The 25,892-nt window shown below is 49.0% G+C and carries 21 protein-coding genes and 1 other annotated feature; of the genes, 12 read left to right on the top strand and 9 right to left on the bottom strand.

Going from position 1 to position 25,892, the window contains the following annotated elements:
* Positions 1-2: 2 nt before the first annotated feature.
* Genes KO087_RS05710 through KO087_RS05700 form a run of 3 tightly spaced genes read left to right on the top strand, consistent with a single transcriptional unit; the run spans position 3 to position 4,885 of the window.
* Complete coding sequence (locus tag KO087_RS05710; RefSeq protein ID WP_215508339.1) at positions 3-1,772, top strand: ABC transporter ATP-binding protein; 1,770 nt, start codon at positions 3-5, stop codon at positions 1,770-1,772.
* Complete coding sequence (locus KO087_RS05705; RefSeq protein ID WP_215508338.1) at positions 1,769-3,505, top strand: ABC transporter ATP-binding protein; 1,737 nt, start codon at positions 1,769-1,771, stop codon at positions 3,503-3,505. The genes KO087_RS05710 and KO087_RS05705 overlap by 4 nt, the downstream gene beginning before the upstream one ends.
* A gap of 27 nt (positions 3,506-3,532) precedes the next feature.
* A complete protein-coding gene (locus KO087_RS05700) occupies positions 3,533-4,885 on the top strand; it encodes an MATE family efflux transporter (protein WP_215508337.1) in 1,353 nt (450 codons plus the stop codon).
* Positions 4,886-5,377: 492 nt separating this feature from the next.
* On the opposite strand, the gene KO087_RS05695 is transcribed toward KO087_RS05700, so the two are convergent.
* Positions 5,378-6,103 (bottom strand): Fic family protein, encoded by a 726-nt coding sequence (locus KO087_RS05695; RefSeq protein ID WP_215508336.1) that lies wholly within the window; start codon positions 6,101-6,103, stop codon positions 5,378-5,380.
* Between the two features lie 703 nt (positions 6,104-6,806).
* Here KO087_RS05695 and serC point away from each other — a divergent pair.
* From serC to KO087_RS05680, 3 genes are read left to right on the top strand one after another with little or no spacing between them, the layout of a single operon-like run.
* A complete protein-coding gene (serC, locus tag KO087_RS05690; protein WP_215508335.1) occupies positions 6,807-7,886 on the top strand; it encodes a 3-phosphoserine/phosphohydroxythreonine transaminase in 1,080 nt (359 codons plus the stop codon).
* Positions 7,879-9,057 carry a phosphoglycerate dehydrogenase gene (locus KO087_RS05685; protein WP_215508334.1) on the top strand — a complete coding sequence of 393 codons (1,179 nt, stop codon included), beginning with the start codon at positions 7,879-7,881 and terminating at the stop codon, positions 9,055-9,057. The genes serC and KO087_RS05685 overlap by 8 nt, the downstream gene beginning before the upstream one ends.
* Before the next feature lie 9 nt (positions 9,058-9,066).
* Positions 9,067-10,296 carry a DUF1015 domain-containing protein gene (locus KO087_RS05680; RefSeq protein ID WP_215508333.1) on the top strand — a complete coding sequence of 410 codons (1,230 nt, stop codon included), beginning with the start codon at positions 9,067-9,069 and terminating at the stop codon, positions 10,294-10,296.
* Between the two features lie 79 nt (positions 10,297-10,375).
* On the opposite strand, the gene KO087_RS05675 is transcribed toward KO087_RS05680, so the two are convergent.
* The 8 genes from KO087_RS05675 to KO087_RS05640 form a co-directional block, all read right to left on the bottom strand.
* Positions 10,376-11,407: an acyltransferase gene (locus KO087_RS05675; protein WP_215508332.1), complete on the bottom strand. Its 1,032-nt coding sequence runs from the start codon at positions 11,405-11,407 to the stop codon at positions 10,376-10,378.
* A 149-nt stretch (positions 11,408-11,556) separates the two neighbouring features.
* Entirely contained in the window at positions 11,557-12,291 is a 735-nt protein-coding gene (locus tag KO087_RS05670) for a zinc-ribbon domain-containing protein (protein ID WP_215508331.1), read from the bottom strand.
* A 15-nt stretch (positions 12,292-12,306) separates the two neighbouring features.
* Positions 12,307-13,398 (bottom strand): AI-2E family transporter, encoded by a 1,092-nt coding sequence (locus KO087_RS05665; RefSeq protein WP_215508330.1) that lies wholly within the window; start codon positions 13,396-13,398, stop codon positions 12,307-12,309.
* Positions 13,385-14,122 carry a beta/alpha barrel domain-containing protein gene (locus tag KO087_RS05660; protein ID WP_251374931.1) on the bottom strand — a complete coding sequence of 246 codons (738 nt, stop codon included), beginning with the start codon at positions 14,120-14,122 and terminating at the stop codon, positions 13,385-13,387. The genes KO087_RS05665 and KO087_RS05660 overlap by 14 nt, the downstream gene beginning before the upstream one ends.
* A gap of 226 nt (positions 14,123-14,348) precedes the next feature.
* Complete coding sequence (locus KO087_RS05655; RefSeq protein WP_215508329.1) at positions 14,349-15,227, bottom strand: MetQ/NlpA family ABC transporter substrate-binding protein; 879 nt, start codon at positions 15,225-15,227, stop codon at positions 14,349-14,351.
* A gap of 159 nt (positions 15,228-15,386) precedes the next feature.
* Positions 15,387-16,319 carry a MetQ/NlpA family ABC transporter substrate-binding protein gene (locus KO087_RS05650; protein WP_215508328.1) on the bottom strand — a complete coding sequence of 311 codons (933 nt, stop codon included), beginning with the start codon at positions 16,317-16,319 and terminating at the stop codon, positions 15,387-15,389.
* Between the two features lie 22 nt (positions 16,320-16,341).
* Positions 16,342-17,007 (bottom strand): methionine ABC transporter permease, encoded by a 666-nt coding sequence (locus tag KO087_RS05645; protein ID WP_215508327.1) that lies wholly within the window; start codon positions 17,005-17,007, stop codon positions 16,342-16,344.
* On the bottom strand, positions 17,007-18,047 hold the full coding sequence (locus KO087_RS05640) for a methionine ABC transporter ATP-binding protein (RefSeq protein WP_215508326.1): 1,041 nt from the start codon (positions 18,045-18,047) through the stop codon (positions 17,007-17,009). The genes KO087_RS05645 and KO087_RS05640 overlap by 1 nt, the downstream gene beginning before the upstream one ends.
* Before the next feature lie 57 nt (positions 18,048-18,104).
* Positions 18,105-18,336, bottom strand: a binding site (T-box leader).
* A gap of 110 nt (positions 18,337-18,446) precedes the next feature.
* Here KO087_RS05640 and murB point away from each other — a divergent pair.
* The 6 genes from murB to KO087_RS05610 are packed head-to-tail and all read left to right on the top strand — an operon-like array spanning position 18,447 to position 25,890.
* Positions 18,447-19,334, top strand: coding sequence for a UDP-N-acetylmuramate dehydrogenase (gene murB, locus KO087_RS05635; RefSeq protein ID WP_215508325.1), 888 nt, complete (start codon positions 18,447-18,449; stop codon positions 19,332-19,334).
* Positions 19,331-20,167 (top strand): RNase adapter RapZ, encoded by an 837-nt coding sequence (gene rapZ, locus KO087_RS05630; protein WP_215508324.1) that lies wholly within the window; start codon positions 19,331-19,333, stop codon positions 20,165-20,167. Before murB ends, rapZ begins: the two co-directional genes overlap by 4 nt.
* Position 20,168: 1 nt before the next feature.
* Positions 20,169-21,164, top strand: a complete 996-nt coding sequence (locus KO087_RS05625; protein WP_215508323.1) for a gluconeogenesis factor YvcK family protein — start codon at positions 20,169-20,171, stop codon at positions 21,162-21,164.
* 42 nt (positions 21,165-21,206) lie between these two features.
* Positions 21,207-22,151: a DNA-binding protein WhiA gene (whiA, locus tag KO087_RS05620; RefSeq protein ID WP_215508322.1), complete on the top strand. Its 945-nt coding sequence runs from the start codon at positions 21,207-21,209 to the stop codon at positions 22,149-22,151.
* A gap of 1 nt (position 22,152) precedes the next feature.
* Positions 22,153-22,413, top strand: coding sequence for an HPr family phosphocarrier protein (locus tag KO087_RS05615; RefSeq protein ID WP_215508321.1), 261 nt, complete (start codon positions 22,153-22,155; stop codon positions 22,411-22,413).
* A gap of 48 nt (positions 22,414-22,461) precedes the next feature.
* The gene (locus KO087_RS05610) at positions 22,462-25,890 is read left to right on the top strand and encodes a DNA polymerase III subunit alpha (RefSeq protein WP_215508320.1); all 3,429 of its coding nucleotides are present in this window, start codon (positions 22,462-22,464) and stop codon (positions 25,888-25,890) included.
* Positions 25,891-25,892 lie beyond the last annotated feature (2 nt).

Raw genomic sequence — 25,892 nt, 5'->3', positions numbered from 1 at the left:
ATATGAATAAACAAAGGAAAAAAGGAATTATAGATTACATCTTCCAATTCGCAGGAGAACAAAAGAGCACATATATTAAAAGCATCATTTTTGCTTTGATCGGAGTGTTTTTTTCCCTCACACCATATATCTTGATGGGAGATATGGTCAAGAAACTTTTTTTAGGAGAAAGGGATTTTTATGTCTATCTTATGGAAGGACTGATAATGGCTGTACTTTGGATATTTAGAGTAGTTTTTCATACTCTATCAACGAATATATCTCATCGCACGACTTTTAAACTAATCGGCAATGTACGTATTCTGCTCATAGATAAACTATCACGCCTTCCTCTCGGTACAGTACAAGGAATGCCAAGTGGAGAGTTAAAAAATATAATCTGCGAGAGAACAGACTCTATGGAGCCGATTTTGGCACATGTAGTACCAGAATTTACAGCTAACATCTGTGCACCAATTATGCTATTTATATATATTCTGACGCTTGACTGGCGTATGGCATTTCTGTCACTTGCTACTCTTCCAATTGCAGGAATTGCAATGATTTGGATGTTAAAAGACAAAAATGTACAGTTTCAAAAAACACAAACTACAACAAAGGTATTAAACGATACTGCGGTAGAGTATGTCGGGGGTATTGAGGTTATTAAGGCATTTGGAAAAGCGGAAAGCTCCTACAAGCGATTTGCAGATGCAGCAAAAGAAAATGCGAACAGTTTTATTGAATGGATGAGGGCATGTGTTATTCCTTTTTCACTTGGCATGGTGATTGCACCGGCAACATTATTATCTGTTTTGCCTACCGGTGCACTCTTTACGATGAACGGCTCGCTTTCTCTTACAGAATACATCATGATTTTAATAATATCTTGCGGACTTATTTCACCACTCATTACCGTTATGAGTTATAACGACGATATTACAAAAGCAACTTCGATTTTCACAGAGATTGATGATATTTTAAATCTTACGGAACTGAAACGTCCAGAAATAAGCAACAAATTGAATACTGTTCATGATATTACACTTAATAATGTCAGTTTCGGATATGGTGAAAAGGAAGTTCTTCACAATTTTAGTCTAAAAATACCAGATGGAACTGTCACTGCCCTTGTAGGGCCTTCTGGCAGTGGAAAGTCAACGGTAGCTCGACTTATAGCATCCTTGTGGGACGTACAGGGCGGAAACATTAAAATCGGTGGAGTAGATATTCGGGATATGTCACTATCTGACTACAATGCACAGATAGCATACGTTTCACAAGATAGTTTTCTATTTAATACTTCTATAAGAGAGAACATTCGTATGGGCAAACCTTCAGCATCAAACGAAGAGGTTGAAAAAATAGCACGAAAAAGCGGTTGTTATGACTTCATTATGGGACTAGAAAATGGTTTTGATACGATTGTCGGAGGTAGTGGCGCTCATCTTAGCGGAGGAGAAAGGCAACGCATTTCCATTGCAAGAGCAATGCTAAAGAACTCACCGATTTTGATTCTTGATGAAGCAACCGCCTATACTGATCCTGAGAATGAAGCTATTATACAAAAGTCCATTTCAGAACTTTCTAAAGAAAAGACTCTTATTGTAATAGCACATAGACTTTCTACGATAATTGATGCTGATCAGATTGTTGTGATAAAGGACGGAAATATTGAAGCAAAAGGAACCCACACCGAGCTTCTTAACTCCAGTTCTCTTTACAAGAATATGTGGAAGGCACACATTTATGCGAGAGATGTATATGAAGCGAGAGGAGGTGTATTAGTATGATTTCCACACTTAAAAAATTTTTTAACTTCTGTGCTAAGGAAAACAGACGACTATTTTATCAAACTCTTGTAATAGGAGTTTTGATTGCTATTTGCGAAGCAAGTAAATTCCCTGCAATCTATTTTGTTATGGATGGCTTTCTTTCAAACAGCATGTCTGGCAGCAGAATTTTGACAGGGTTTATCATACTACTTATTTCTGTAATTCTTGAATCATTCCTACGAGGCATATCCAGCATGCTACAGTGTAAAGCAGGATATCGGGAATGTGCCGATAAAAGAATTGAAATTGCAGAACATTTGAGATATTTGCCAATGGGATATTTCAATGAGAATAGTCTTGGTCAAATAACTACCGTTATCACGAATGTTATGGAACAACTTGGTGATGTGGCTACCCGTGTAGTGATGCTCACAACTCAGGGGATTCTTAACACAACGATTATTGTTCTAATGATAATTGTATTCGATTGGAGAATAGGGATAATTTGTCTTGTGGGAATTGCGATATTTTCCATAATAAACCATATAATGCGAAAAGCAAATGCAGAAACCTCTGCAAAAAAAGTAGAAGTTGATACAAATGTAATATCCAATGTACTGGAATACATTCAAGGTATATCCGAAGTAAAAGCTTACAATTTGGTTTCCACTTCGAAAACTAATTTGGATGATACGATTCGCATGGCTGGTGATACAAACACGGAGTTGGAGATGATTTGCAACCGATATATTCCACTTCAAAACATTGCGATAAAACTAACAGGAGTTGCTATTTTGATCTCCTCAATTGGCTTTTATCTTAGCGGTTCTATGGATTTACTTACGTCAATTATCATGCTGATTATGTCTTTTATGGTATTTTCAGGTCTTGAAACAATGGGATCCTACTCTTCTCTTCTCCGAGTAGTAGATTTGTGCGTAGAGCGTGGAAAAGAGGTATTGAGTCTTAATACGATGGATATATCAGGTGAAGAATATACCGCAAAGACAAGTAATATTGAAATATCTGGTATTGATTTCGCTTACGGCAAGAAAAAAATTATTGACAATTTATCTTTGATTGTACCTGAGAAAACAACGGTAGCTTTTGTTGGTCCATCTGGCGGAGGTAAGACCACACTTTGTCATTTGATTGCTCGTTTTTGGGATGTAGATACGGGAAGGGTATCTCTCGATGGGAAGAATGTTAAAGAGTATTCTATGGATGCTCTAATGCAAAATTTCAGCTTCGTTTTCCAAAACGTATATCTGTTTCACGATACGGTTGCGAATAATATTCGGTTTGGACAACCGGACGCCTCGATGGAGAATGTCATTACTGCTGCAAAGAAAGCCTGCTGTCATGATTTTATTATGGCTCTGCCCGATGGATATAACACAGTTATCGGAGAAAATGGCACATCATTATCAGGAGGTGAAAAACAACGCATTTCCATTGCCAGAGCAATTATGAAAGACGCACCTATTATCATCCTTGACGAAGCGACTGCTAATGTAGATCCAGAAAATGAAAAAGAACTTATGGCTGCCGTTCAAGCGCTGACAAAGGAAAAAACAATTTTAATGATTGCACATCGCCTAAAGACAATTAGAAACGCAGATCAAATATTTGTCATAGATAAAGGACGAATTGTGCAGAACGGGACTCATGATGAGTTAATGAAGCAAGATGGAATATATCAACGATTTGTTGATTCAAGAATACAAGCAATCGGTTGGAAAATCAAATAGAAAAATTTTTAGAAGAGAGATTTTGGTATGAAGCAAGATATGAAAGAACAACTATTGACCAAAAGACCAATAGATTTACTATTTCAGCTATCTATTCCGGCGGTTATCGGAATGATAGTAATCGGTTTGTATCCGTTAATGGACGGGATATTTGCCGGGAAAATCATAGGGCAAACTGCAATGACTGCCTGCGGCGTTGCGATGCCACTTACTTTTTTTAACAGCGGGGTGTCTACACTTCTTGGTGTAGGTTCTGCATCTGTTTTATCACGAGCGATTGGTAAAGGAGATCAGAAAACCGTAGATAAAATCATGGGCAACCTGATTTTCTGGGTGATTTTGTTTTCGGCGATCATAACAGTTGGCGGAATACTACTTGCACCACATTTTTTAGATATGGTCGGAGCAACAGGTGAGATCAAAGCTTATGGTATCAGATACCTAAGAGTAATCTTTATCGGTTCCCTCTTTGTAAATTTTACACAGTCCGCAAACATGGTTATGCGTGGCGAAGGTCTAATGAAAAAAGCCATGATGATAATGGGACTTGGAGCTTTACTGAATATCATTCTTGATCCGATTTTAATGACAGTTATGGGTGAATACGCCATTGAAGGTGCTGCCCTTGCAACGATTACAGCACAGTTTGTTCAGGCGGTTGTAACGCTGCACTACTTCCTGAAAAAGAGTAAAGTCGTTAAAATTCATAAGATTAAGTCCGATGAAGAAATAAAAAAAGAAATGTTTGGAGTAGGCTCATCAGCTATGATGATGCAGCTTCTGTTCATGATTCAACAGACTATGCTTTATAAAATGGCATTTAAGTATGGCGGAGATCCAAACGGAATTTTGATGGCAGCATCGCTTCGTGTATATGCCTTTTCGTTCATTCCACTTTGGGGAATGAGTCAAGGATTGCAGCCTGTTGTCGGAACAAACTTCGGAGCAAAGCAATATGAAAGAGTAAGGCAAGCAATGAAGGTATTTTCTATCGGAGGACTTGTGCTTGCGGCAATCTTTTGGATTCCATCATTATTGCTATCAAGTCAGATACTTTCCTTGTTTGGAGTAGAAGCAAGTATCATAACACAGGGAGTTGGGAATTTCAGACTATTCTATTCTGTATTTATTATGTATGGAGTAATGGTAATGACAATTACATTCTTCCAATCAATCGGGAACGGAAAGAAAGCGGGGATTATTGTCATGCTTAGACAGCTCTTCCTATTTGTCCCTGCAATGGTTCTTCTGCCAATGGTATTTGGAGTAAAAGCTGTTTGGTTCACACAGCCCCTTGTTGATTTCATTATGATTGTTGTTGGAATCTTCATGATGCTTGGAGAACTAAATAAGATGAGTAAAGAAAAAGTAAAAGCATAAATTTCTTATTATGTGCGTGGATACCTGAAATAGTAGAAGGGCTTAATTTATGAGGAATAGTTAGTTGTAAAATGGAGCTGCACCCATACCCATTGAATTGCACCTACGCACCCTCATTTGCACCCATAGGTATCGATTTGCACCCATAGGCTGAAATTCTATCAATATATGATTTCCTTTCCATTCCATTTCAAAGGGTTTCAAATAATCTTGAAACCGCTTATTTAAGCCATTTGTTATTTTTGAAATAGCAAATGGCTTTCACTTTGTCTCAAATAATCTCGAACGGTTGCACACTTCGTCGCACGCTGAAGGCATAATCTTTGTGTAAAATGAGAATAATGATTTATCATCCTCCCTGGTTGATTGGTTTTCGTCGACATAATTTTACCGGAAAACGGTGAATCATTTTTCGTTGCACTTAGATTGTAAATTCAAGACCAAAAAAGCCACCATCCTCGATGGAACATCGATAAGACAGTGGCTTTAAAGCTATCTTTCTAAATCACTATGTTTCAATGACGAGTCGGGCTTAGAAAGATTCATTCTCTTAGTTGCTTGATCTTTTAACTCGACACCGGAAATTCCTTTTTTGTAAATCATTTTTACTAGATCGGTTTTTTCATCTGTAGAGTAATAATGGCTGAGCAAGGTATTGAACTCTAGAATATCTTTTTCCCTGATTGTTAGAATACCCTTACCGTGGCTTATAAGATCTTTATTAGCAATAAGTGAAGCAGTTCGTTTATTTCCGTCCCAAAAAAGTTGAGCTTTCATCATCCACAGCATTCGTTCAATCGCTCTTTCCGTTGCATTATTTATTTTTTCGAATGCTAAAAGTTTTGTTTTTACTTCGCCTTCTTCAGGTATTGGTGGTATATAATCTGTTCCACCAATACCAACACGACCCGTCCTCAACTCTCCCCAGGCAAGCGCTTCATCTTTCGCAATTTCATAATGCAGGTCTTTTATGAAATCAAGAGTAATGGGTTCTTCGATGTTCTTTAAAAGAAATTGCCAAGCATGCTTTAAATTTAAAATCGTACTGACGGCAGAAATATCTACATTTTGCATCTTCGCTTTTTCAAGAATAGTATAAGTTTCAGGGAAGGTAACATTTAATCCTTCCAACTTGGCACTATTATAAATGCTGTCTACTAAATTACGTTTTGCGTAAGCAATATTTTGTGAAAGCGTCATATTAAATTTATCGTTCATTTATTTTACACTCCTTTCATTAGATAGAGATCAAGACAATGACGTTCTTAATTTTTCCAGAAACTTTGCTTCAATGTTCTATTAAATTCTATCATATACGCTAAATAAATTTGAATGGAAGGACTCCATTACCCTACACGATTTAGAAATTTCTCGTAAGGTGCTTATTTACAAAATAAGAAGTTTTACACAGGGATAGAATGTTACACTTCCTAATCATTGTTGCACACTGGTTGCACACTATTTGTTTTAAATGCCTATATCATGGGGTTTATAAGCCTATATCCTAGACCCCCGCCGTCTCCACCATATGTAAAAGTGGCTGATTGTTGCTAGCATTGCAATCAGCCACTTTTTTTGATGCGATCGTTTTGTATCGTCGTGTCTTTGTTGCTGTGTGTTGCAAATATCCCCGCCTGTTTCCCCGCTTTTTAATGCTTTTAAATTAAAAAAGCGGGATTATCGAGAAGAAGAAAGGCGATTTTAAAATGTAATTTGCGAAAAAGGCCTTTTTCGAGAATTACAGCAGAATTTTCAAGCTGTAATTCTAAAAAAGCGACGTTTTTTGATTTTTGCCGTGGGCCATCCGTATATTTAATTTTTTCTCGCTGCGGGATTGTTTCTTTTTATCTTACGGCGTATAATAGGGCAATATCCAAAAAGCTTTAGTGCTTTACAGTGTTTTATACGTAGGAGGTTTGTAATGGAAAGAGTGTTTAATTTTTCCGCCGGCCCCGCCACCTTACCTGTGGAGGTTTTGGAGCAGGCATCGAAGGATATGTTGAATTACAAAGGCTGCGGCATGTCGGTTATGGAAATGAGTCACCGCTCAAGTGAGTACGGGGCCATTCACGCCGAAGCCAAGGCATCTCTTCGCTCGCTTCTGAATCTGGATGAGGATCACGAGGTGCTCTTTTTGCAAGGGGGTGCGTCGCTGCAATTTACCATGATCCCCATGAATCTTTTATCCGAAGGCCAATCGGCTTCCTACGTGATCTCAGGCTCTTGGGCGAAGAAGGCCTACAAGGAAGCGGCCATGCTTTATCCCGTGAAGGCCGTCGCCTCGTCGGAGGAGGCTAATTTTTCCTACTATCCCAACCTAGAACAAGGGGCAAAGGACAGCGTCTATACTTATGTCTGCGTGAACAATACGATTTACGGCACCCGCCTGGCTCCGGACCGGTTGGCTTCCATAAAGGGCACGGTGGTGGCGGATATGTCGTCAAATATTTTAAGCGAGGTTTACGATGTGAATGGTTGCGGCTTGGTCTTTGCCGGGGCGCAAAAGAATTTAGGCCCCAGCGGGGTTACCGTGGTCATCGTGAAAAAGGATCTCTTAAAAAAGGAAAAGGGCGAGCTGCCCACCATGTTGGATTACAAGACCCATTTGGAAAAGGACTCCATGTTCAATACCCCGCCTTGCTACAGTATTTATATTTGCGGCTTGGTCTTGGATTGGGTGAAGAAAATGGGTGGCGTCAAAGCCATGGAAGCGCGGAACAAGGAAAAGGCGGCGTTTTTATACGACGCCATCGACAACAGCGCTTTGTTTAAAAACACCATTCCCGCCGAGGATCGCTCCCTCACCAATGTGGTCTTTGTGACGGGAGACAAGGATTTGGACGGGGATTTCGTCGCCGGTGCCAAGGCCAAGGGCCTTTACAATGTGAAGGGCCACCGAAGTGTGGGCGGCATGCGGGCGAGCCTGTATAACGCCATGGACATGAATGGCGTGAAGGCGCTGGTTGATTATATGAAGGAATTTGAGGTGCAACGTGGCTAAGGATGAACGGCGTGTCTATAAAATCAAGACCATCAACAATATTTCGAAGGAAGGGCTGAAGCTGTTGCCGGCGAATTTTATCGCGTCGCCGGATGTGGAAGACCCCGATGCCATTTTGGTGCGCAGTGCAGATCTTCACGACTACGACTTCGGGCCCAATGTGCGCTTCGTGGGTCGTGCCGGCGCGGGCGTGAACAACATCCCCATCGATCGCTGCTCGGAAAAGGGCATCGTCGTCACCAAGGCGCCGGGGGCCAATGCCAACGGCGTGAAGGAGCTGGTGCTTCTGGCTCTGCTCCTGTCTTCCAGGGATGTGCTGGGCGGCATCGACTGGGTGAGAAATTATAAGGGCGATGCCATCGGCAAGGACGTGGAAGCGGCGAAGAAGCGCTTCGCAGGCCCTGAGCTTATGGGCAAGACCCTGGGCGTCATCGGCCTCGGCGCCACGGGCCGCCGCGTGGCAAAAATGGGCATCGACATGGGCATGAATGTCGTGGGCTACGATCCTTTCCTTTCCATCGGAAACGCCCTGAACTTGGATACCCGCGTCGACGTGGTGGAAGATCCCAAAGCCCTTTTTAATAAGGCGGATTACATTACCCTTCACATTCCCTACACGGCGGACACGAAAAATTTCGTCAGCGAGGAGTTGCTCTCCATCGCCAAGCCGGGCCTGCGCCTCATTAATATCGCCCGAGGCGGCCTGGTGGATGTAAAGGCACTGAAGAAATTCATGGATGCCGGCGTCGTGGTGAACTACGTGGTGGATTTCCCCGATTCGGAAACCATGAAGCTTCCCCACACCATTAACATTCCCCACTTAGGCGCTTCCACGCCGGAGAGCGAAGAAAATTCCGCCATGATGGTGGTGCGCCAATTGGTGGATTATTTGGATCACGGCAACATTCGAAATTCGGTGAACTTCCCCGACTCCAATATGGGCCGCTGCGCCAGCATGGGCCGGCTCACGGTGAACCATCGAAACATTCCCAATATGCTGGGGCAAATCACCAAGGTCTTGGCCGATGAGGAGATCAACATCGCCAATCTTTTGAATCGCCACCGGGTGAACTGGGCCTACACTATGATCGACATCGATTCCCCCGTCCACGAAGGCCTGCGGGAAAAGATTTTAAACATCGACGGCGTGGTTCGCGTGCGGTTTTTCTAGGAGTGTCCCATGGTTACCATTAAAGATTTCAAGGCCCTGCGGCCGAAAACTAATTTAGCAAAAGACGTGGCGGCCCTGCCCTACGACGTGTATTCCACAAAAGAAGCGGCGGAGGAGATAAAAAAACACCCCCGCTCCTTTTTGCAGGTGGATCTGCCGGCAGCCACGGTGGACACCTACGACGGGGCCATAAACGATGTGGCGGTGAAAAATTTCGAAGCCATGAAGGCGGCGGGGATTTTCCAGGGGGACGATACGCGGAAGATGTATGTCTACGAGCTGGACGACGGCGCCCGCAAGCAGCGGGGGCTTATGTGTCTCGCTTCCGTCGACGATTACCTCAACGATCGCATTAAAAAACACGAAAAGACACGCCGGGAAAAAGAAGAAGACCGGGTGGATCACATCGATCGCTTAAATGCCCAAACGGGACCCATCTTTCTCACCTACAGAAACGACGATGGTATCGCCGATTTGATCGCGAAAGGCACGGCAAATGCGCCGGAGCTGGACTTCACCACCGACGACGGGATAACCCATCGTGTGTGGACCCTCTCCGATCGGGCCATCGTGGACGGGCTCGTGGAGGCTTTCAAGAAGCAAGAGGCCCTCTACATCGCCGACGGCCATCACCGATCCGCCTCGGCGGTGCGGGTGGCGAAGCTACGCCGGGAAAAATTCGGCCCCGGGGATGCGGACACGGAGTACAATTACTTCATGGCCATTCTCTATCCCGCCGATCAGCTCCACGTCTACGACTACAATCGGGTGGTGGCGGATTTAAAGGGACTAAGCGAAGAAGCCTTTCTCAAAAAGCTTGAGGAAAAGTTTGTCGTCACGGAAAAAGATGAAGCCGTCCGCCCTGAAAAGAAAGGCGAATTCGGCATGTACCTAGCGGATCGCTGGTACCGCTTAGAATTTAAGGGCGAAGTGCCCGACAATGTCATCGAGGCCTTGGATGTATCGATCCTGCAGGACAATCTGTTCGCACCGATCTTGGGCATCGACGATCCAAGAAGCGATGGGCGCATCGATTTCGTCGGCGGCGTTCGCGGCTTAAAAGAGCTGGAGCGGCGGGTGGAGGACGACATGGCCGTGGCCTTTTCCATGTACCCCACGGCCCTTGAGGAGCTTATGGCCGTGGCGGATTCCGGCAAAGTCATGCCGCCGAAGTCCACTTGGTTTGAGCCCAAGCCCAGAAGCGGGCTCTTTATCCACGAGCTGGACGAATTAAACTAATTGAAGAAATACATTCATCGGGTAAGCACGCGCTTGCCCGATTTTTTGCGCAAAAAAACCCGGCGGGGCCGGGCAATTTTCAAATAAGCCATTTCCGAACGAGGGGAATGATTGAAAGGCATTTGTAGATCATGTAGGAGACGGCGAAGACCGCGATCGTGACGGCGGGGATTCCCAAAAGGGGATTCAGCCTTCCCAAGACGGGGAAGAAGTTTTTCAAATAATCCAAGACGAGGACGTGAACGAGGTAAATGGCAAAAGAGCCCTTGGAGACGGCGAGGACCCGGGCTTTCATTTTTTCTGAAAGGGAGATGTGTTGTGCCAAGGCGAAAAGGCCCATGGCCCAAAGGCATACGCCGACGGACATCCCTTCAAAGAGGCGCTCCTCCAATAGGCCGGCGGTGCGGGATAAGATGAATGTGCCGACGAAGATGAGCAAAAAGCCCATGGCTGCGCTGAAGGCGAAGGGGGTTTTCGCCGGCTTTTGATCCGAAAGGACGTAGCCCATGAAGGTGTAGCCCAAGGCGCTGTAGGAGAGCACCATGCTCCACTGCAGGGGAATGGCGCCGACGCCGTCGAGGGGATAAAAAGCCTTCAGCGTGGGAAGAAAAATCCCGAGAATAAACCACAGCGCGAGGAGATAGACCCTGTCGCTTTTCGCGGCATGGCAGGCGACGATGCGGCTCATGGGCAAAAAGGCGTAGACGAGGATCATAACGTGAAGGTAATAGAGATGGTCTTTGTGGCGGAAAAAGACTAAATCGGCGAGGGCCGCTTTCAGCTCCCCGAGGGAATGGATGCCGCCGTAGATGGGCGCGAGGCGATAAACAAAGGCCCAGACAAAAAGCGCCGCGAGGATGCGCAACATATTTTTGCCGTAGAGTTTTTTAAGGGGCATTTCTTTTTCCGGGCGCAACAAAAGGGCGCCGCTGGCCATGAAAAAGAGGGGAACGCCGCCGGAGGCGAAGCTCCTGAAAAAACAGGCGACGGGCCAATAGGCGCTTGTAACATCCCCTGCCACATAGGGGGCGGAGACGTGAATCGCCACGGCGGAGAGAATGGCGAAGGTTTTGATCAGATCGATTGTATCGTTTCGCTTGGAAGGGCTCATAATCCACCTTTTATTATTGTAATAATTTAATTATAGCGAAGATTAAAGGAAAGTACCATGGCGAAGCGAGATTTGCCGCGGCAAACTTGCCTTGCCCGTAGAATAAAACAAATGCAAAAAAGCCCCCGGCGAAACCGAGGGCGGCGGGATCAATATTTAAGATCGCCGTTAAAATTTTTGTGGGAGGTCCAGCCGTCGCCGATGTCGAGCCAAATAATATTGCCTTCGATGACCGTGTCGTAGACGTGGACGACGGATCCCTTCTCCAAGGCGTAGAGAACCGGCGCGTGAATGGTAGGCTCCGTGCGCACATTAGACTTCAGGGCCGTGGAGGTGATGTCCTTGTCTTTCAGATTGGCCGCCACCTTGCTGAGCTTGCTGCCGTTTGACGAGGCCTGTTTCGACGCAGGCTTTTCTTTTTCCACGACGATGGTTTTTTCCACGGGCTTTTCCTTTTCCACGACGATGGTTTTCGTTTCCGGCACTTCGGCGGCTTTCTTTTTTGCTTCGGCCAAATCTTCCGCCGCCCGGGCGCTTTGCTCAAGCTCCGTGGAGCGGCTCAGGTATTGGTCGTCGCCGGTCATGTCATAAAGGCGTCTCGCAATGTCCAGGGCACTGTCGTAATCGCCGTTTGCGGCGTGAAAGCTCATTTGCTTTTCCAAACCCCGTATCTCCGATTGCTTTTGATGGCGCATTAAAAAGACGAGGCCCACCATGGCGAGGAGCACGCAGAGGACGGTGACGGCGATGATTTTTTTCTTCGAACCGTCCGCCCCACGAGGCGAAGGTTGAGAAGCGGGGGCTTGTTGCGGAAGGGGCGCGCCGCAAGCGTTGCAAAAAGCGGCGCCTGTCCGTTGATCCGAACCGCAGCGTGGGCATTTCATAAAATCACCGATCCTTTAAGACTCCGCGCCTTCCTCCTCCGGAATGGCGCAGAGGTTTTTGTTGTCGAAGCGTTCGTTGCGAATGCCTTTAATGATGATTTTCAAACACATATACAGAGGCGATGCGATTAAAGCGCCAAGTACACCGAAGAGATTGGCGCAGATCATCACCGCCAAAATGACGACGAAGGGGTGAATGTCCAATTTGTTTCCCATAATGTTCGGGGTAATGACATTGCCTTCCAATTGTTGAACCACAACGCTGACCACGATAACTTTTATGACCATGGAGCCGCCCATGGTAAGGCCTACGAGCACCGCCGGTGCGGCGCCTAAGAAGGGCCCGATAAAGGGAATAAAGTTAAAGACCAGGGCGATGGCGGCGAGGGATAATTTGTATTTCAAGCCGATGACGGTGTAGCCGATAAACATAAGCACGCCCAAGACGCCGGCCACTAAAATCTGCCCGGAGATATAGGTTTCCAAGGTCTTGTGAATTTCACTCAAGACCTCCATGATGCGGTCGTAATACTTGCCGCGAGCCAAGTATTGAATGGCCTTCACGGCGTCGTCTTCGTCCATTAAGAGATAGAAAAGCCCCAAAATCATTAAGAGAAGGAGGCTTCCCACGGCGCCTATATTGGAAAGGCCACTGGCCAAGAGGCGAGGCACGTCCCCGGCAATGCTTTGCAGCCAAGCTTCAAACTTATCCATGTAGCTGTCCAAGGCTACGTACTGATTCAGCTGATGATAAAACTCCGATTGATTGAAGGTGACCAAGGCGTTGACGTCGAAGTCCGAGAAAAAGCTCGTGGCCTGATCGTAGATCATGGTAAAGGTGACGTAAAAGAGACCGATGGTAATGGCGATAAAAAGGAGGAAGGTGAGCACCGCGGAAAGGCGGGGCTTCTTCGTCCATTGTGTCAGCTTGTCGCGAATGGGCCGAAAGGCGTAGAAAATGTAAATGGCCAGAATCAGCGGCACGATGAGAGACATAATGACGCTGTAGACCGGGCTTAAAAATTTCTGTGTCGTGCTGAAAAGCAAAATGATGAGAAAAATTAAAACCACGGTAATTAAATGTTGATTCAGTTTACCTTTCATCATCGTTCAGCTCCGGATAAATAAATTCGATGGAATCGGCGGGGAAGACTAAATCCCGTTGGAATTCTTCCACATCCAAATTCGTCGGGTCGTTCTCTCCCGCCTTGGATGCTGCGCTATGCATGCGGTAATCTTCCATCATGGTTTTAAACAGTTCTGAAGTGGAAGGGGGTGTGTAAGTAATGGCGTTGGCACCGGCATTGGTCGTGGCGTGAATGCTCGCTTCGTCGTCGCCACCGGTGGCGATAATAGGAAATTCGTTTCCGATAATGCTTCGTACATAGGCTACGAGCTCCGCCGTATTCTTGCCGCCGGAAATGTTTAAAATCCGAGCGCCGGCGTTGATCTTGCCGACGAAGTCGTCGTGCTTGGAGACCACCGTGGCGATAATGGGAATGTCCAAGACCTTATACATTTCCCGAATGACTTCGTTTTTCATGGGCGTATTGACCACGACGCCGTAGGCGCCTAAAAGCTCGCATTCCAAGGCGATGGACACGCTGCGGGGGCCGGAGGTGGTGCCGCCGCCAACGCCGGCAAAGACGGGAATGGAGGAGCCTTGAATAATGGACTGCACGATGGCCAGCTGCGGCGTAAAGGGATAAACGGCGAAGACCGCCTGGGCGTTTGAGTTGCGAATTAAAGCGATATCTGTTGAGAAAATCAGGGATTTGATTCGCGTGCCCTGAATGCGAATGCCGCTGGCATTGTAAATGGCATTGGGCATGAGTACGGGTTTTTTGCGAAGGGAGGATTCGATTTCCGGAATGTACTTATCTTTAATGATGCGAAATTCTCCCTTGGGAAGTTTGGATTTTTTCGAAATACTCAATGGGCACCTCTTTCTGAATTAGGGCTTTGACTACTTTAATCATTATATCATCGGGCATCGGATAGCACCACGACGGGCACAAAAAAAGCCCCGAAGGGCTTTTATTTAAAGGAGGATCGTCTTATTTGCCCGGACGATAGGCGGGATCGGCGGTGTTGCCGGCATCGGGAATGTCCAGCTCCCAAGCCATGAGTTGGGTCTTTTCGTACAAGCTGTCGTTTAATTCTTTGACTTCCGGGGTGCGGTAGTAGGAAGCGACTTTTTTGTAGAGTTCGTTGTCTTTGTCTTCGCCTCGGGCCACAACGTAGTTAATGTAGGGGGCGGAGTTTTCGTTGACCGGTTCCATGAAGATGGCATCGTCTTTCGGGGAGAGGCCGGCATCGATGGCGAGGTTGGTGTTGATGACCGCAGCATCGACATCGGGCAGGGTACGGGCCACTTGGGCGGCATCCAATTCATCGATGGTGATGTTTTTCGGGTTTTCTGCAATGTCTGCCTTGGTGGGGCTGACGCCGACGTCGTCTTTTAACTTAATGAGGCCTGCCGCTTCTAAGAGGAAGAGGGCGCGTCCGCCGTTGGTGGTGTCGTTGGGAATAGAGACTTTGCCGCCTTGGGGCACGTCTTTTAAGTCTTTGGTTTTGTTGGAGTAGGCACCGATGGGGGAGATAAAGGTGCGTCCGATGGGGACGAGGTCGGTTTTTTTCGAGGCGTTGTAGGCATCTAAGAAGGCCTTGTGTTGGAAGGCGTTCAGGTCCACGTCGCCGTTAACCAAGGCGTCGTTGGGGGTGTTGTAGTCGGAGAAGTGGACGAGCTCGATTTTAATGCCGTCTTTTGCCGCAAGCTCCGCGGCTTTTTCCCAGAGGCGTTGGTCGTCGCCGACGACGCCCAGTTTCACGGTTTGTTTTGCTTGGCCGTCGCCGCCTTTGCCGCAGCCGGTGGCGGTAAAGAGGAGGCAGGCGCATAAGAGAACGGCGGTAATGGATTTAAAAATGTGTTTCATGGATACTATTCCTTTTCTAATTTTGGCCGAAGCCGGTAATGGGTGTTCGAAGGAATCCGTCACACCCGGGCCCCTAAGGGCGGTGGATTGTTAAACGGGTGGACGGGCAAAGCATTCGTTCTTTTCGTTTCATGTCGATCCTTCTTTCTAATGATCTATTTATTTGGCGTCTTTTGCCGAATCGCCGTATTGGCCCAGATCCTTCAGATCCAATTTCCATGCGGCGTATTGGCTGCCTTTGTAGAGTTCTTGGAGCAGTTGATCCACATTGTCTTGTTGGTAATAGCTCACGACTTTTTTGTAGAGTTCGTTGTCTTTGTCTTCAGCTCGTGCGACGACGTAGTTAATGTAGGGGGCAATGCTTTCGCCCATTGCTTCGACAAAGATCGGGTCTTTTCGCGGATCCAATTTGGCGTCCACGGCCATGTTGCCGTTAATGACAGCGGCGTCCACATCGGGAAGGGAGCGGGCCACTTGGGACGCGTCCAATTCGTCGATGGTGACTTTTTTTGGATTGTCTTTAATGTCTTTAATGGTGGGCACGAGGCCGGCGTCGTCTTTTAAGGTAATGACGCCCGCTTGTTCGAGGACGATGAGGGCCCGGCCGCCGTTGGTGGCGTCGTTGGGGATGGCGATTTTCGCGCCCTCTTTCAGTTCCTTTAAGTCCTTAATCTTCGTGGAGTAGATGCCGATGGGGGAGAGGTAGGTCATGCCGATGGGCACGAGGTTTTGGTTTTTCGCCTTGTTGTAATCATCCAAGAAGGCTTTGTGTTGGAAGGCATTTAAGTCGATGTCGCCGTTGACCAAGGCGTCGTTGGGGGTGTTGTAGTCGGTAAAGACCACGATGTCCAAGGTAACGCCGTCTTTGGCAGCATTTTCTTTCGCTTTTTCCCAAAGGCGTTGGTCGTCGCCGACGACGCCGATTTTTACCACTTGGCCTTCTTTTTTCGCATTGGCCGTTTGTGCGGTATTATTTTTTCCGCTGTTGTCGGCATTGTTTTTTGCCGCGTTATTTCCTCCGCCGGCACATCCGGTGAGCACCAGGGCCGAGAGAAGGGCGATAGAGGTAATTTTCTTAACTAATTGCTTCATTTTAAGCTCCTTTCGCTTTTGCTTAGTGTTGTACTTTCTTCACCCACAGGTTAAAGAGGCCTTGGGTAATAAAGACTAAAATTAATATAAGGACGGTGGACACGATGATGATGTCGTTTTGATAGCGGTTGTAGCCGCGGGTAATGGCCAGGTTGCCCAGGCCCCCTGCGCCGACGGCACCGGCCATGGCGGTGAGGCCGATGAGGCTGATGATGGTCATGGCGCTGGCCCGTAAAATGGCGGGAAGGCCTTCTTTTAAATAAACGCCGAAGACGATGTTCGCCGGGGAATCGCCCATGGATTTCGCCGCTTCGATGATACCACCGTCTACTTCGGCCAAGGCATTTTCAATTTGCCGTGCGTAGAAGGGGGCGCTGCCCACAACCAGGGGAACGATGGCGGCGGTATTGCCGATGGTGGTCTTGACGATGGCGCGGGTTACCGGGGAGATGAGGGCCAGTAAAATAATGAAGGGAATGGAACGGAAGATGTTGACCACCTTATCCAAGACCCAATACACTTTTTTGTTTTCCCACAGGCCGCCCTCTTGGGTCAGGGTCAAGGCCAGGCCGCCTAACATGCCGATGATGCCGGCGATAATCGACGTGACCACCACCATGTAAATGGTGGCGCCGGTTTCCGTAATAAAATCTTGTTTCGATGCGATGGCATTGGCAAAGAAGTCCATTAAATCACCTCCTTATCGACGACGCGAAGGTCGACGTTTTGATCGATCATGTATTGTTTTGCCTGTTTAATGGCGTCGGGAGAGCCTTCAAAGAGCACCACAAGATTGCCGAAGGGCACATCTTCTAAAAATTCGATGCTCCCGGACAAAATATTGGTCTTCACGTGGAATTTCGTGAACACGTCGTTTAAGACCGGGTTGGTGGCGGAGGCGCCGATGTAGCGCAGGTGGATGAGCTCGCTGGTGGGATCGTCACCATTAAAGTAGCCGTGGTCCTTGAGCTTGTCGATGGTTTCATCCCAGTGGCTTGCGGTGTTCACAAATTGCTTTGTGATTTCCTCTTGAGGATTGGCAAAAATGTCGATTAAGGAGCCGGCTTCCACCACCCGCCCCGATTCCATGACGGCGACTTTGTTGCAGATTTCTTTCACCGCCTGCATTTCGTGGGTAATGAGGACAATGGTTAAATTCATCTCCTCGTTTAACCGCTTCAAGAGATGGAGAATGGAGGTGGTGGTCCGGGGGTCCAGAGCCGATGTGGCTTCGTCGCAAAGCAGAATCTTCGGATCGTTGGCCAAGGCCCGGGCGATGGCCACCCGCTGTTTCTGTCCGCCGGAAAGTTCTCGGGGATAGCTGTTGGCCTTGTCTTCAATGCCCACCAGTCGCAGAAGATCCATGGCTTTTTTCTCTTTGTCTGCATCGGAAAGCTTGCTGTCTTTCAGAGGATAGAGCACATTGCCTAAAATGGTGCGGGCGTTCATAAGATTAAAGTGTTGAAAAATCATGCCGATTTTTTTGCGGCGCTTTCTCAGCTCCTTCACCGGCAATTTGGTTAAGTCTTCGCCGTTTACGACGACCTCCCCGGATGTGGGGGGCTGCAGTAGATTAATGGTGCGAACCAGTGTGGATTTGCCTGCACCGGAGTAGCCGACGATGCCGAAGACATCCCCCGGCGCCACGTGGACGGACACATCGTCCACCGCCGTAAAGGCCTGGCGGTCTTTTTCAAAGACCACGGAAATATGTTTTAAGTCGATCACGATGAACCTCCTCGTTCAAAATGAAAATAAAAAAACGTCCTTCTTTTCCCATAGGAAAAAAAGGACGATAGAAATCGTGTTACCACCTTTATTTATGTAAATCTCACGATTTACACCTCAACGAGTACCATCATACTCCGGCGCTGTAACAGGCGCACCTGTAAGAATCTAGTATCGACCCTTAGAGTCAGAGGCCATGTTCGCCCGAAAACCAAAACGCTTCTCTCACCAAATGAAGCTTCTCTGTAGTTCGATCCCTTCAGGTTACTCTCCTCGTCAAACTCGGTGAAGCAATTCTAACAAGGACATCCTCTACTTGTCAACCCCCTTTTTTGAACTTTCTTTGCATTTGTTTGGTACAATAGGTTTACAGAATTAAAAATAAAGGAGTTTAGATAGATGGACAGATTTGTAAGAGAACACGTGATTGAGCATCGCCCCATGAAGGAAGTGACCAGTTTTCAAATCGGCGGGCCCGTGGATTATTTTATCGAACCCCGCACCGAGGAGGAGCTGCGCCAAGTCATCGTTGCGGTTCAAAAAGAAAACTTGCCATGGATGGTCATGGGCAAGGGCACCAATATGGTGGTTTCCGACAAGGGGATCCGTGGCGCGGTGATCCGTCTGGAAAACTATTTTGCAGGCGTTCGGGTGGACGGCACGCGGGTCATCGCTCAAAGCGGTGCCTCACTCAGAAAAGTGGCGGAGGCGGCCTGTAAGGCATCCCTGGAGGGCTTGGAATTTGCCCACGGGATTCCCGGCGCCGTGGGAGGCGCCATGACCATGAACGCCGGTGCCTACGGCGGGGAAATGAAGGATGTGGTGGAATCGGTGAAGGTCATGCATCACGACGGCACCACGGAAGTGATCCCCGCAGATGCAATGGACTTTCGCTACAGAAACAGCCGCGTCTACGACGAAAAGCTCGTGGTGTTAGAGGCCACTTTCGCCTTGAAGCCGGGGGATGCGGCGGCCATTCAAAGCCGTATGGATGAATTGTGGCAACGCCGCCTCGCGAAACAGCCCCTGGAATACCCCTCGGCGGGGAGCACCTTTAAGCGCCCCGAGGGCTACTTCGCAGGGCAGCTCATCGATCAGGCGGGCTTAAGGGGCCTGAAACACGGCGGCGCTCAAGTGTCTGAAAAGCACTGCGGCTTCGTCATCAATTGCGGCGACGCCACCTGCAAAGATGTGGTGGAGCTCATCCGCACGGTACAGGAGGCGGTCTATGAAAAACACGGCGTGGAACTGGAGACGGAAGTGAAAGTGTTGGGAGAAACGGAATGAAGCTTTTAGTACTCACAGGCTTATCCGGTGCCGGAAAAAGCCAGGCCCTAAAGGCGGCAGAGGATTTAGGCTATTACTGCGTGGATAATTTGCCTCCGGCGCTGTTTCCGAAATTCATCGACATGGTGGAAGAGGCCCAAATGCCCTTGGTGGCACTGGTTTTAGACATTCGCTCGAGCCTGTTTTTTAACGAGCTGGATGTGGCCATTCAAACCTTGGACAAAGAGGTGGACGATGTGACCGTCATCTATTTGGAGGCGGATCCCCACGTGTTGATTCAGCGCTTCAAGGAACTGCGCCGTCCCCATCCTTTGAGCTCCTCTATCGCTAAGGGCATCGAAGAGGAAAAGCGGCACATGGAGCCCCTCCGCGCCCGGGCGGATCACATTATTGACACATCGAAAATGACCAATTATAATTTAAAAATTCGCCTAAAGAGCATTTTAATCGAGGAGCGAGGCAAGCTAGGCATCTCCGTGATCTCTTTCGGCTTTAAAAACGGCATTTTGGAAGAGGCGGATCTCGTATTCGATATGCGCTTTTTGCCCAATCCCTACTATGTCAGCGAGTTGAAGGCGAAAAACGGATTGAATCCCGAAACCCGGGACTACGTCTTCGGGAAGAAAAAGGCGGAGGATTTCGTCGCCTTTATTGTCAACTACATGAAGACCTTCGGCGACGATTACGTGGCAGAGGGGAAGGAGCATTTAACCATCGGCATCGGATGCACCGGCGGTTTCCATCGCTCCGTGGCCATGACGGAAAGACTGGGAGAGGCCCTGCGCGAGGCGGGCTATAGGGTCATCGTGGGCCACAGAGATTTGGGCGTGTAGCATGAACGATCCGAAATTTGTAGTCATCGGCGGCGGCACGGGGATCTCCGTTCTTTTGCGGGGCCTGAAGCGCTTCAGCGACGACATTACGGCCATCGTCACCATGGCCGACGACGGGGGCAACAGCGGCATGCTGAGGAGAGACTACGGCATGCTTCCCCCGGGGGATGTGCGGAACTGTTTGGTGGCTCTCGCCAATGCGGAGCCTTCGCTGAAAAACCTCCTGCAGTACCGCTTTAAAGACGGGAATTTAAAAGACCAGAACATGGGCAATTTAATTATTACGGCTCTGACAGATATTCACGGCGGCTTCGCCGAAGGGGTGAAAGAAGCGGCGGAGGTACTCAAGATCACCGGGCGGGTGCTTCCCGTGACGGAAGAATCCATCGCCCTCATCGGCCATTACGCCGATGGGGCGAGCATTCGCGGCGAATCCGCCATTCCCCGCTACGCCTACGAAAATGACGCGGCCATTACCTCCATCGAGCTGGATCCCGAGGCGCCGAAGGCCAACGGCGATTGCATCGATGAAATTTTCGCGGCGGATCTGTTGGTCCTGGGGCCCGGGAGCCTTTACACCTCCCTGATCCCCAACATCCTCGTGCCCGAGGTCGCCCGTGCATTAAACGAGGCCCGCGCCCCCTTGGTCTATGTGGCCAATATAATGGAGCAGCGCGGCGAAACCGAGGGGATGAGTTTAAGCGATCACTTAGAGGCATTAAAAGCCCACGGCCTTACGAGACCGGTGAAGTGCATCCTTGCAAACGATGCAAAAACGGATCCGAATCTCCTGGAAAAGTACGCCCGAGAAGAAGGGGTGCGGCCCATTTATTTAGCGGCCGAAGAGCGGAAGGATCTGTCGAAAAAAGGCGTAGATGTGGAGGAAGGCGCCTTTATGGCCACAGGGGGCGATCTCATTCGCCACGACGGCCTTCGCGTGGCTCAACGACTTTTAAGCTTATGTGACCGTTATGGGGAAATCCATTGCAAGGGATGAAAAACTGCTCTATAATAGAGAGGTAGTAGAATCGAGGAGACTGTGAGTTTTTCAAAAGATGTAAAAAATGAATTGGCCCGCGTGCCCATGGAGGACATGGCGATTCTTCACGCGGAGCTTGCGGCTTACGTGCGCACCTGCGGCGTGATCCGCCTGAGGGAAGGCCTTAAAATAGACCTTTCCTTCCACACGGAGAACGCCTCCGTGGCGCGGCGCATCCTTTCCGCCATCAAACGCCTCTTCGGCAGCGATGTGGAAGTGGCGGCGACGCAAAATATGTATTTGAAGAAAAACAAGCAGTATCGCATTCGCATGACCGACGAAGGATCGGTTCGCTCTCTTCTGATGGATAGCGATTTCCTTCGTCCCGACAATGTTTTTCAAATGCACTATGCCGTGGATCCGGCCCTGTTAAGAGATGCGGCGTCGATCCGCGCCTACATCCGCGCCTCCTTTTTAGGGGCGGGGTCCGTGACCAGTCCGTCGAAGGGCTATCATCTGGAGATGATTTCTCACGACAAGGTCCACGGCGAAGACATAAGAAAATGGCTTTCGCGGGCGGGCTTTTCGGCCAAGGGCATTTACAGAAAAGACGATTACATCCTGTACTTAAAAGAGGCGGAAAAAATTTCCGATTTCCTGGCATTTATGGGGGCGAGTCGCTCCGTCCTGGAATTTGAATCCACCCGGGTGGTTAAAGACGTCAGGAACAATGTGAACCGCCTGGTAAATTGCGAAACGGCCAATTTGTCCAAGACGGTGAACGCCGCGGCGAGACAGATGAGAGACATCGATTGGATCCGAAAGACCGTGGGCCTTTCGTCTTTAGGCGAAGAGCTCATGCCCGTGGCCCTCTGTCGCATGAATCATCCCGAGGCCAGTTTAACGGAGATTGGCGAAATGATGGTGCCGAAAATGTCGAAAAGCGGCGTGAACCATCGCATGAAAAAAATACACGAGCTGGCGGAAAAGCTGAGAGGAGTTTAAATTGAAAGAGTCTAAGGTTATACTTAAAAACAAAGAGGGTCTGCACGCCAGACCGGCGGCCATGTTTGTTCGGGTGGCCAATCAGTACGAATCGGATATTACGATTGTTCGCGACGGCGAAGAGGTCAACGGCAAAAGCATTATCGGCATTATGAGTTTGGGTATTTTTTCGGGTCAAGAGATTATCCTGCGGGCCGAAGGCAAAGACGAGGACGAGGCCATCGAGGGCATGGTTGAATTTGTAGAAAAACAATTAGATTAAAAGAGCTGGCCTTTTCGACAGCTCTTTTTTTATTTAGAGAGGACGACTATGGGATCTTTCGTACATTTGCATTTGCACTCGGAGTATTCACTTTTAGATGGCTTTACGAAAATCGCCGATCTCCCCGAGCGGGTGAAGGCCATGGGCATGGATGCCGTGGCCCTGACGGATCACGGAAATATGTACGGCATGGTGGCTTTTTACAAGGCGGCGAAGGCGGCGGGGATCAAGCCCATCTTGGGCTGCGAAGTCTATGTCACGAAACAGGATAAATCGGTGACGGAGAAGAGCAATCGGCGCTACCACCTGATTCTTCTCGCGGAAAATCAGCGAGGCTGGGAAAATTTAATGGCCATCGTCTCCACCGGCTATGTGGAGGGCTTTTACTACAAGCCTCGGGTGGATATGGAGGATTTAAGAAAGCACAGCGAAGGGATCATCGCCACTTCCGCCTGCTTAGGCGGTGAGGTGCAACAGGCCCTTCTTCAAAACGACGAGGCAGGGGCCAAAGAGGCGGCCCTGCGTTACCGGGAAATTTTCGGCGAAGACAGTTTCTTTTTGGAGCTTCAGGACCACGGCATGCGGGAGCAGAAAGAGGTGAACCGCAAGCTTTTGCGTCTTTCCAAAGAGACGGGGATCGGCCTTGTCGCCACCAACGACTGCCACTACTTAAATAAAGAAGATGCCGACGCCCACGACGCCCTCTTGTGCATTCAAACGGCATCGATTTTAGACGAAGAGCAGCGCATGCGCTTCCCCTCCGACGAATTTTACGTGAAGAGTCCCGAGGAAATGGCGGAACTTTTCCCCTACGCCCCCGAGGCCTTGGAGAACACAGTGAAAATCGCCGCCCGCTGTGATGTGGAGCTGGAGTTTCACCACCTGCACCTGCCCCATTTCGAACTCCCCGAGGGCTACACCAACGAAGGCTATTTGCGGGAGCTGGTGGAAGAGGGACTCGTGAAGCGTTACGGCGAAGTGAATGAGGCCGTGCGCAGTCGGGTAGAATTTGAATTGAACACGATTTTTTCCATGGGCTATACGGATTACTTCCTCATCGTGTGGGACTTCATCGCCTTTGCCCGTGCATCGGGCATCGAAGTGGGACCTGGCCGCGGCTCTGCGGCGGGGAGCGTGGTGTCTTACGCCTTGGGAATCATCGACGTGGATCCCTTGAAATTCGGTTTGCTCTTCGAGCGATTCTTAAATCCCGAGCGGGTGAGCATGCCGGATATCGACGTGGACTTTTGCTACGAACGCCGGGAAGAGGTCATCGACTACGTCATCGACAAATACGGCGAAGACCACGTGGCGCAAATCGTCACCTTCGGTACCTTAGGCGCCCGCGCCGCCATTCGCGACGTGGGCCGGGTCATGGACCTGCCCTACGGCCGGGTGGATTTTGTGGCGAAGCAGGTGCCCAATGAATTAAACATTACTCTGAATCGGGCCTTGGAGATTTCGCCTTCTTTGAAAAAAGCCTACGATGAAGAAGAAGACGTGCATCGGCTCTTGGATTTGGCTCGCCGACTGGAAGGGGTGCCTCGCCACACCTCCACCCACGCCGCCGGTGTCGTGATCAGTCAAAATCCCATGACCGACTACGTGCCCCTGACGCGAAACGGCGAGATTATCTCCACCCAATTTAATATGATCGAGTTGGAAGAGCTCGGGCTGTTGAAAATGGACTTTTTGGGCCTAAGAACCCTGACGGTGATTCGCGACGCCCTGGCCTTTATCGAGCGGGACTACGGCAAAAGGATCGACTTCGATGCCATGGACTACGACGATCCCGAAGTGTTGAAGCTCTTTCAGCGGGCGGAAACCCTGGGCGTGTTTCAATTTGAAAGCGGCGGGATGCGGGCCTTTTTAAAAGACTTAAAGCCCACGAAATTTGCCGACCTCGCCGCCGCCAACGCCCTCTTCCGGCCGGGGCCCATGAATCAGATTCCGAAATTTGTGGAATCGAAACACGATCCTTCGAAGATCTCCTATCCCTACGAGGCGGTGAAGGATATTTTGGAAGAAACCTACGGCTGCATCGTGTATCAGGAACAGGTTATGGAAATCGTGCGCCGGGTCGGCGGCTACTCTTTGGGCCGCGCCGACTTGGTGCGGAGGGCCATGAGCAAAAAGAAAATGGCCGTGATGGAACAGGAACGGCAAAACTTTATTTACGGCAGCTTAACCGACGCCGGGGAAGTGGACGTGGCAGGCGCCCTGAGAAACGGCGTGGACGAGGCCAGTGCCGACAAGATTTACGACCTCATGATCGACTTTGCCAACTACGCCTTCAACAAATCCCACTCCGTGGCCTACGCCGTGGTGGCCTACCGCACGGCCTGGCTGAAGCGCTACTACCCGGCGCAATTTATGGCGGCACAAATCACCTCCTTTATGTCCAACACCGATCACATGCGCATGTACATCGAGGAAGTGAAGCGGCTGAACATTCCCCTCTTGCCGCCGGATGTAAACAAGAGCTTTTTGAAATTCAATGTGGAAGACGGGGCCATTCGCTTTGGTCTGAAGGGCATTCGCAATGTGGGGGCCAATTTCGTCCGCGCCATTGAGGACGCTAGGTGCGAGGGGCCCTTTGCCTCCATGACGGAATTTATTCGCCGAGTGGATAAAGCGGCCCCCGGCGCCATGAATAAGCGCAGCATGGAATCTTTGATTAAGGCCGGCGCCTTCGACAGCCTGGGAGGAAACAGGCCCCAGTATCTGGCCGTTTACGACAAGCTCATGGATCAGATTCAGGGAGAAAATAAGCGGAACATTCCCGGCCAGGTCAGTTTGTTTCAACAGACGGAAAGCGCCGCAGGCGACGTGCTTCCGAAGCTGAAGGACTACGACCAAAAACAGAAGCTGGAATACGAGCGGGACGTGCTGGGCATTTACGTCTCCGGTCATCCCCTGGAGTCTTACAGCGAAAGCTTAAAGCAACAAACAAATTCAAACACGGCGGATATAAAAGAGGCTCTGGAAACCGCCGATGTCTTGTTTAATCGCACCTTAGGCGGCATGTTGAGAGAGACCAGAACCTTGGTGACGAAGAAAAATAAAATGATGGCCTTCGGCATTTTGGAAGACCTTTACGGCACCATTGAGCTCGTGGTCTTTCCCCAAGTCTATGCTTCTCTGCCCCCGGGCTTTTTTGAAGAGGGCAAGCTTATTACCGTCACCGGCCGCATTGAAGGAAGCGAAGTGGAAGAAGGCAAGGTCTTGGTGGAATCCATTCGTCCCTTGGAAGAGGCGGCGCAGAAGGTGTTTATTCGCCTGAAAAATCGCGACCTTCAAGAGGAGATTGAAGGGGTGTTGGAAAAGCACAGCGGCGCCCTGGATGTGATTTTATATTTCACCGAGGAGCAAAAAGCTCTGGGTCTTCCGAAGCGCTTGGCGGTCAACTACGACGACGAATTGATTCGGGATCTGAGTGTGTACGTGGATCCCGCGGAAGATATTATCAGAAAGTGAGG

Origin of the sequence: Peptoniphilus rachelemmaiella, from assembly GCF_943169845.1 — a bacterium.
Classification (GTDB): Bacteria; Bacillota; Clostridia; order Tissierellales; family Peptoniphilaceae; genus Aedoeadaptatus; species Aedoeadaptatus rachelemmaiella.
This window is presented reverse-complemented; position numbering and strand designations above follow the sequence as displayed.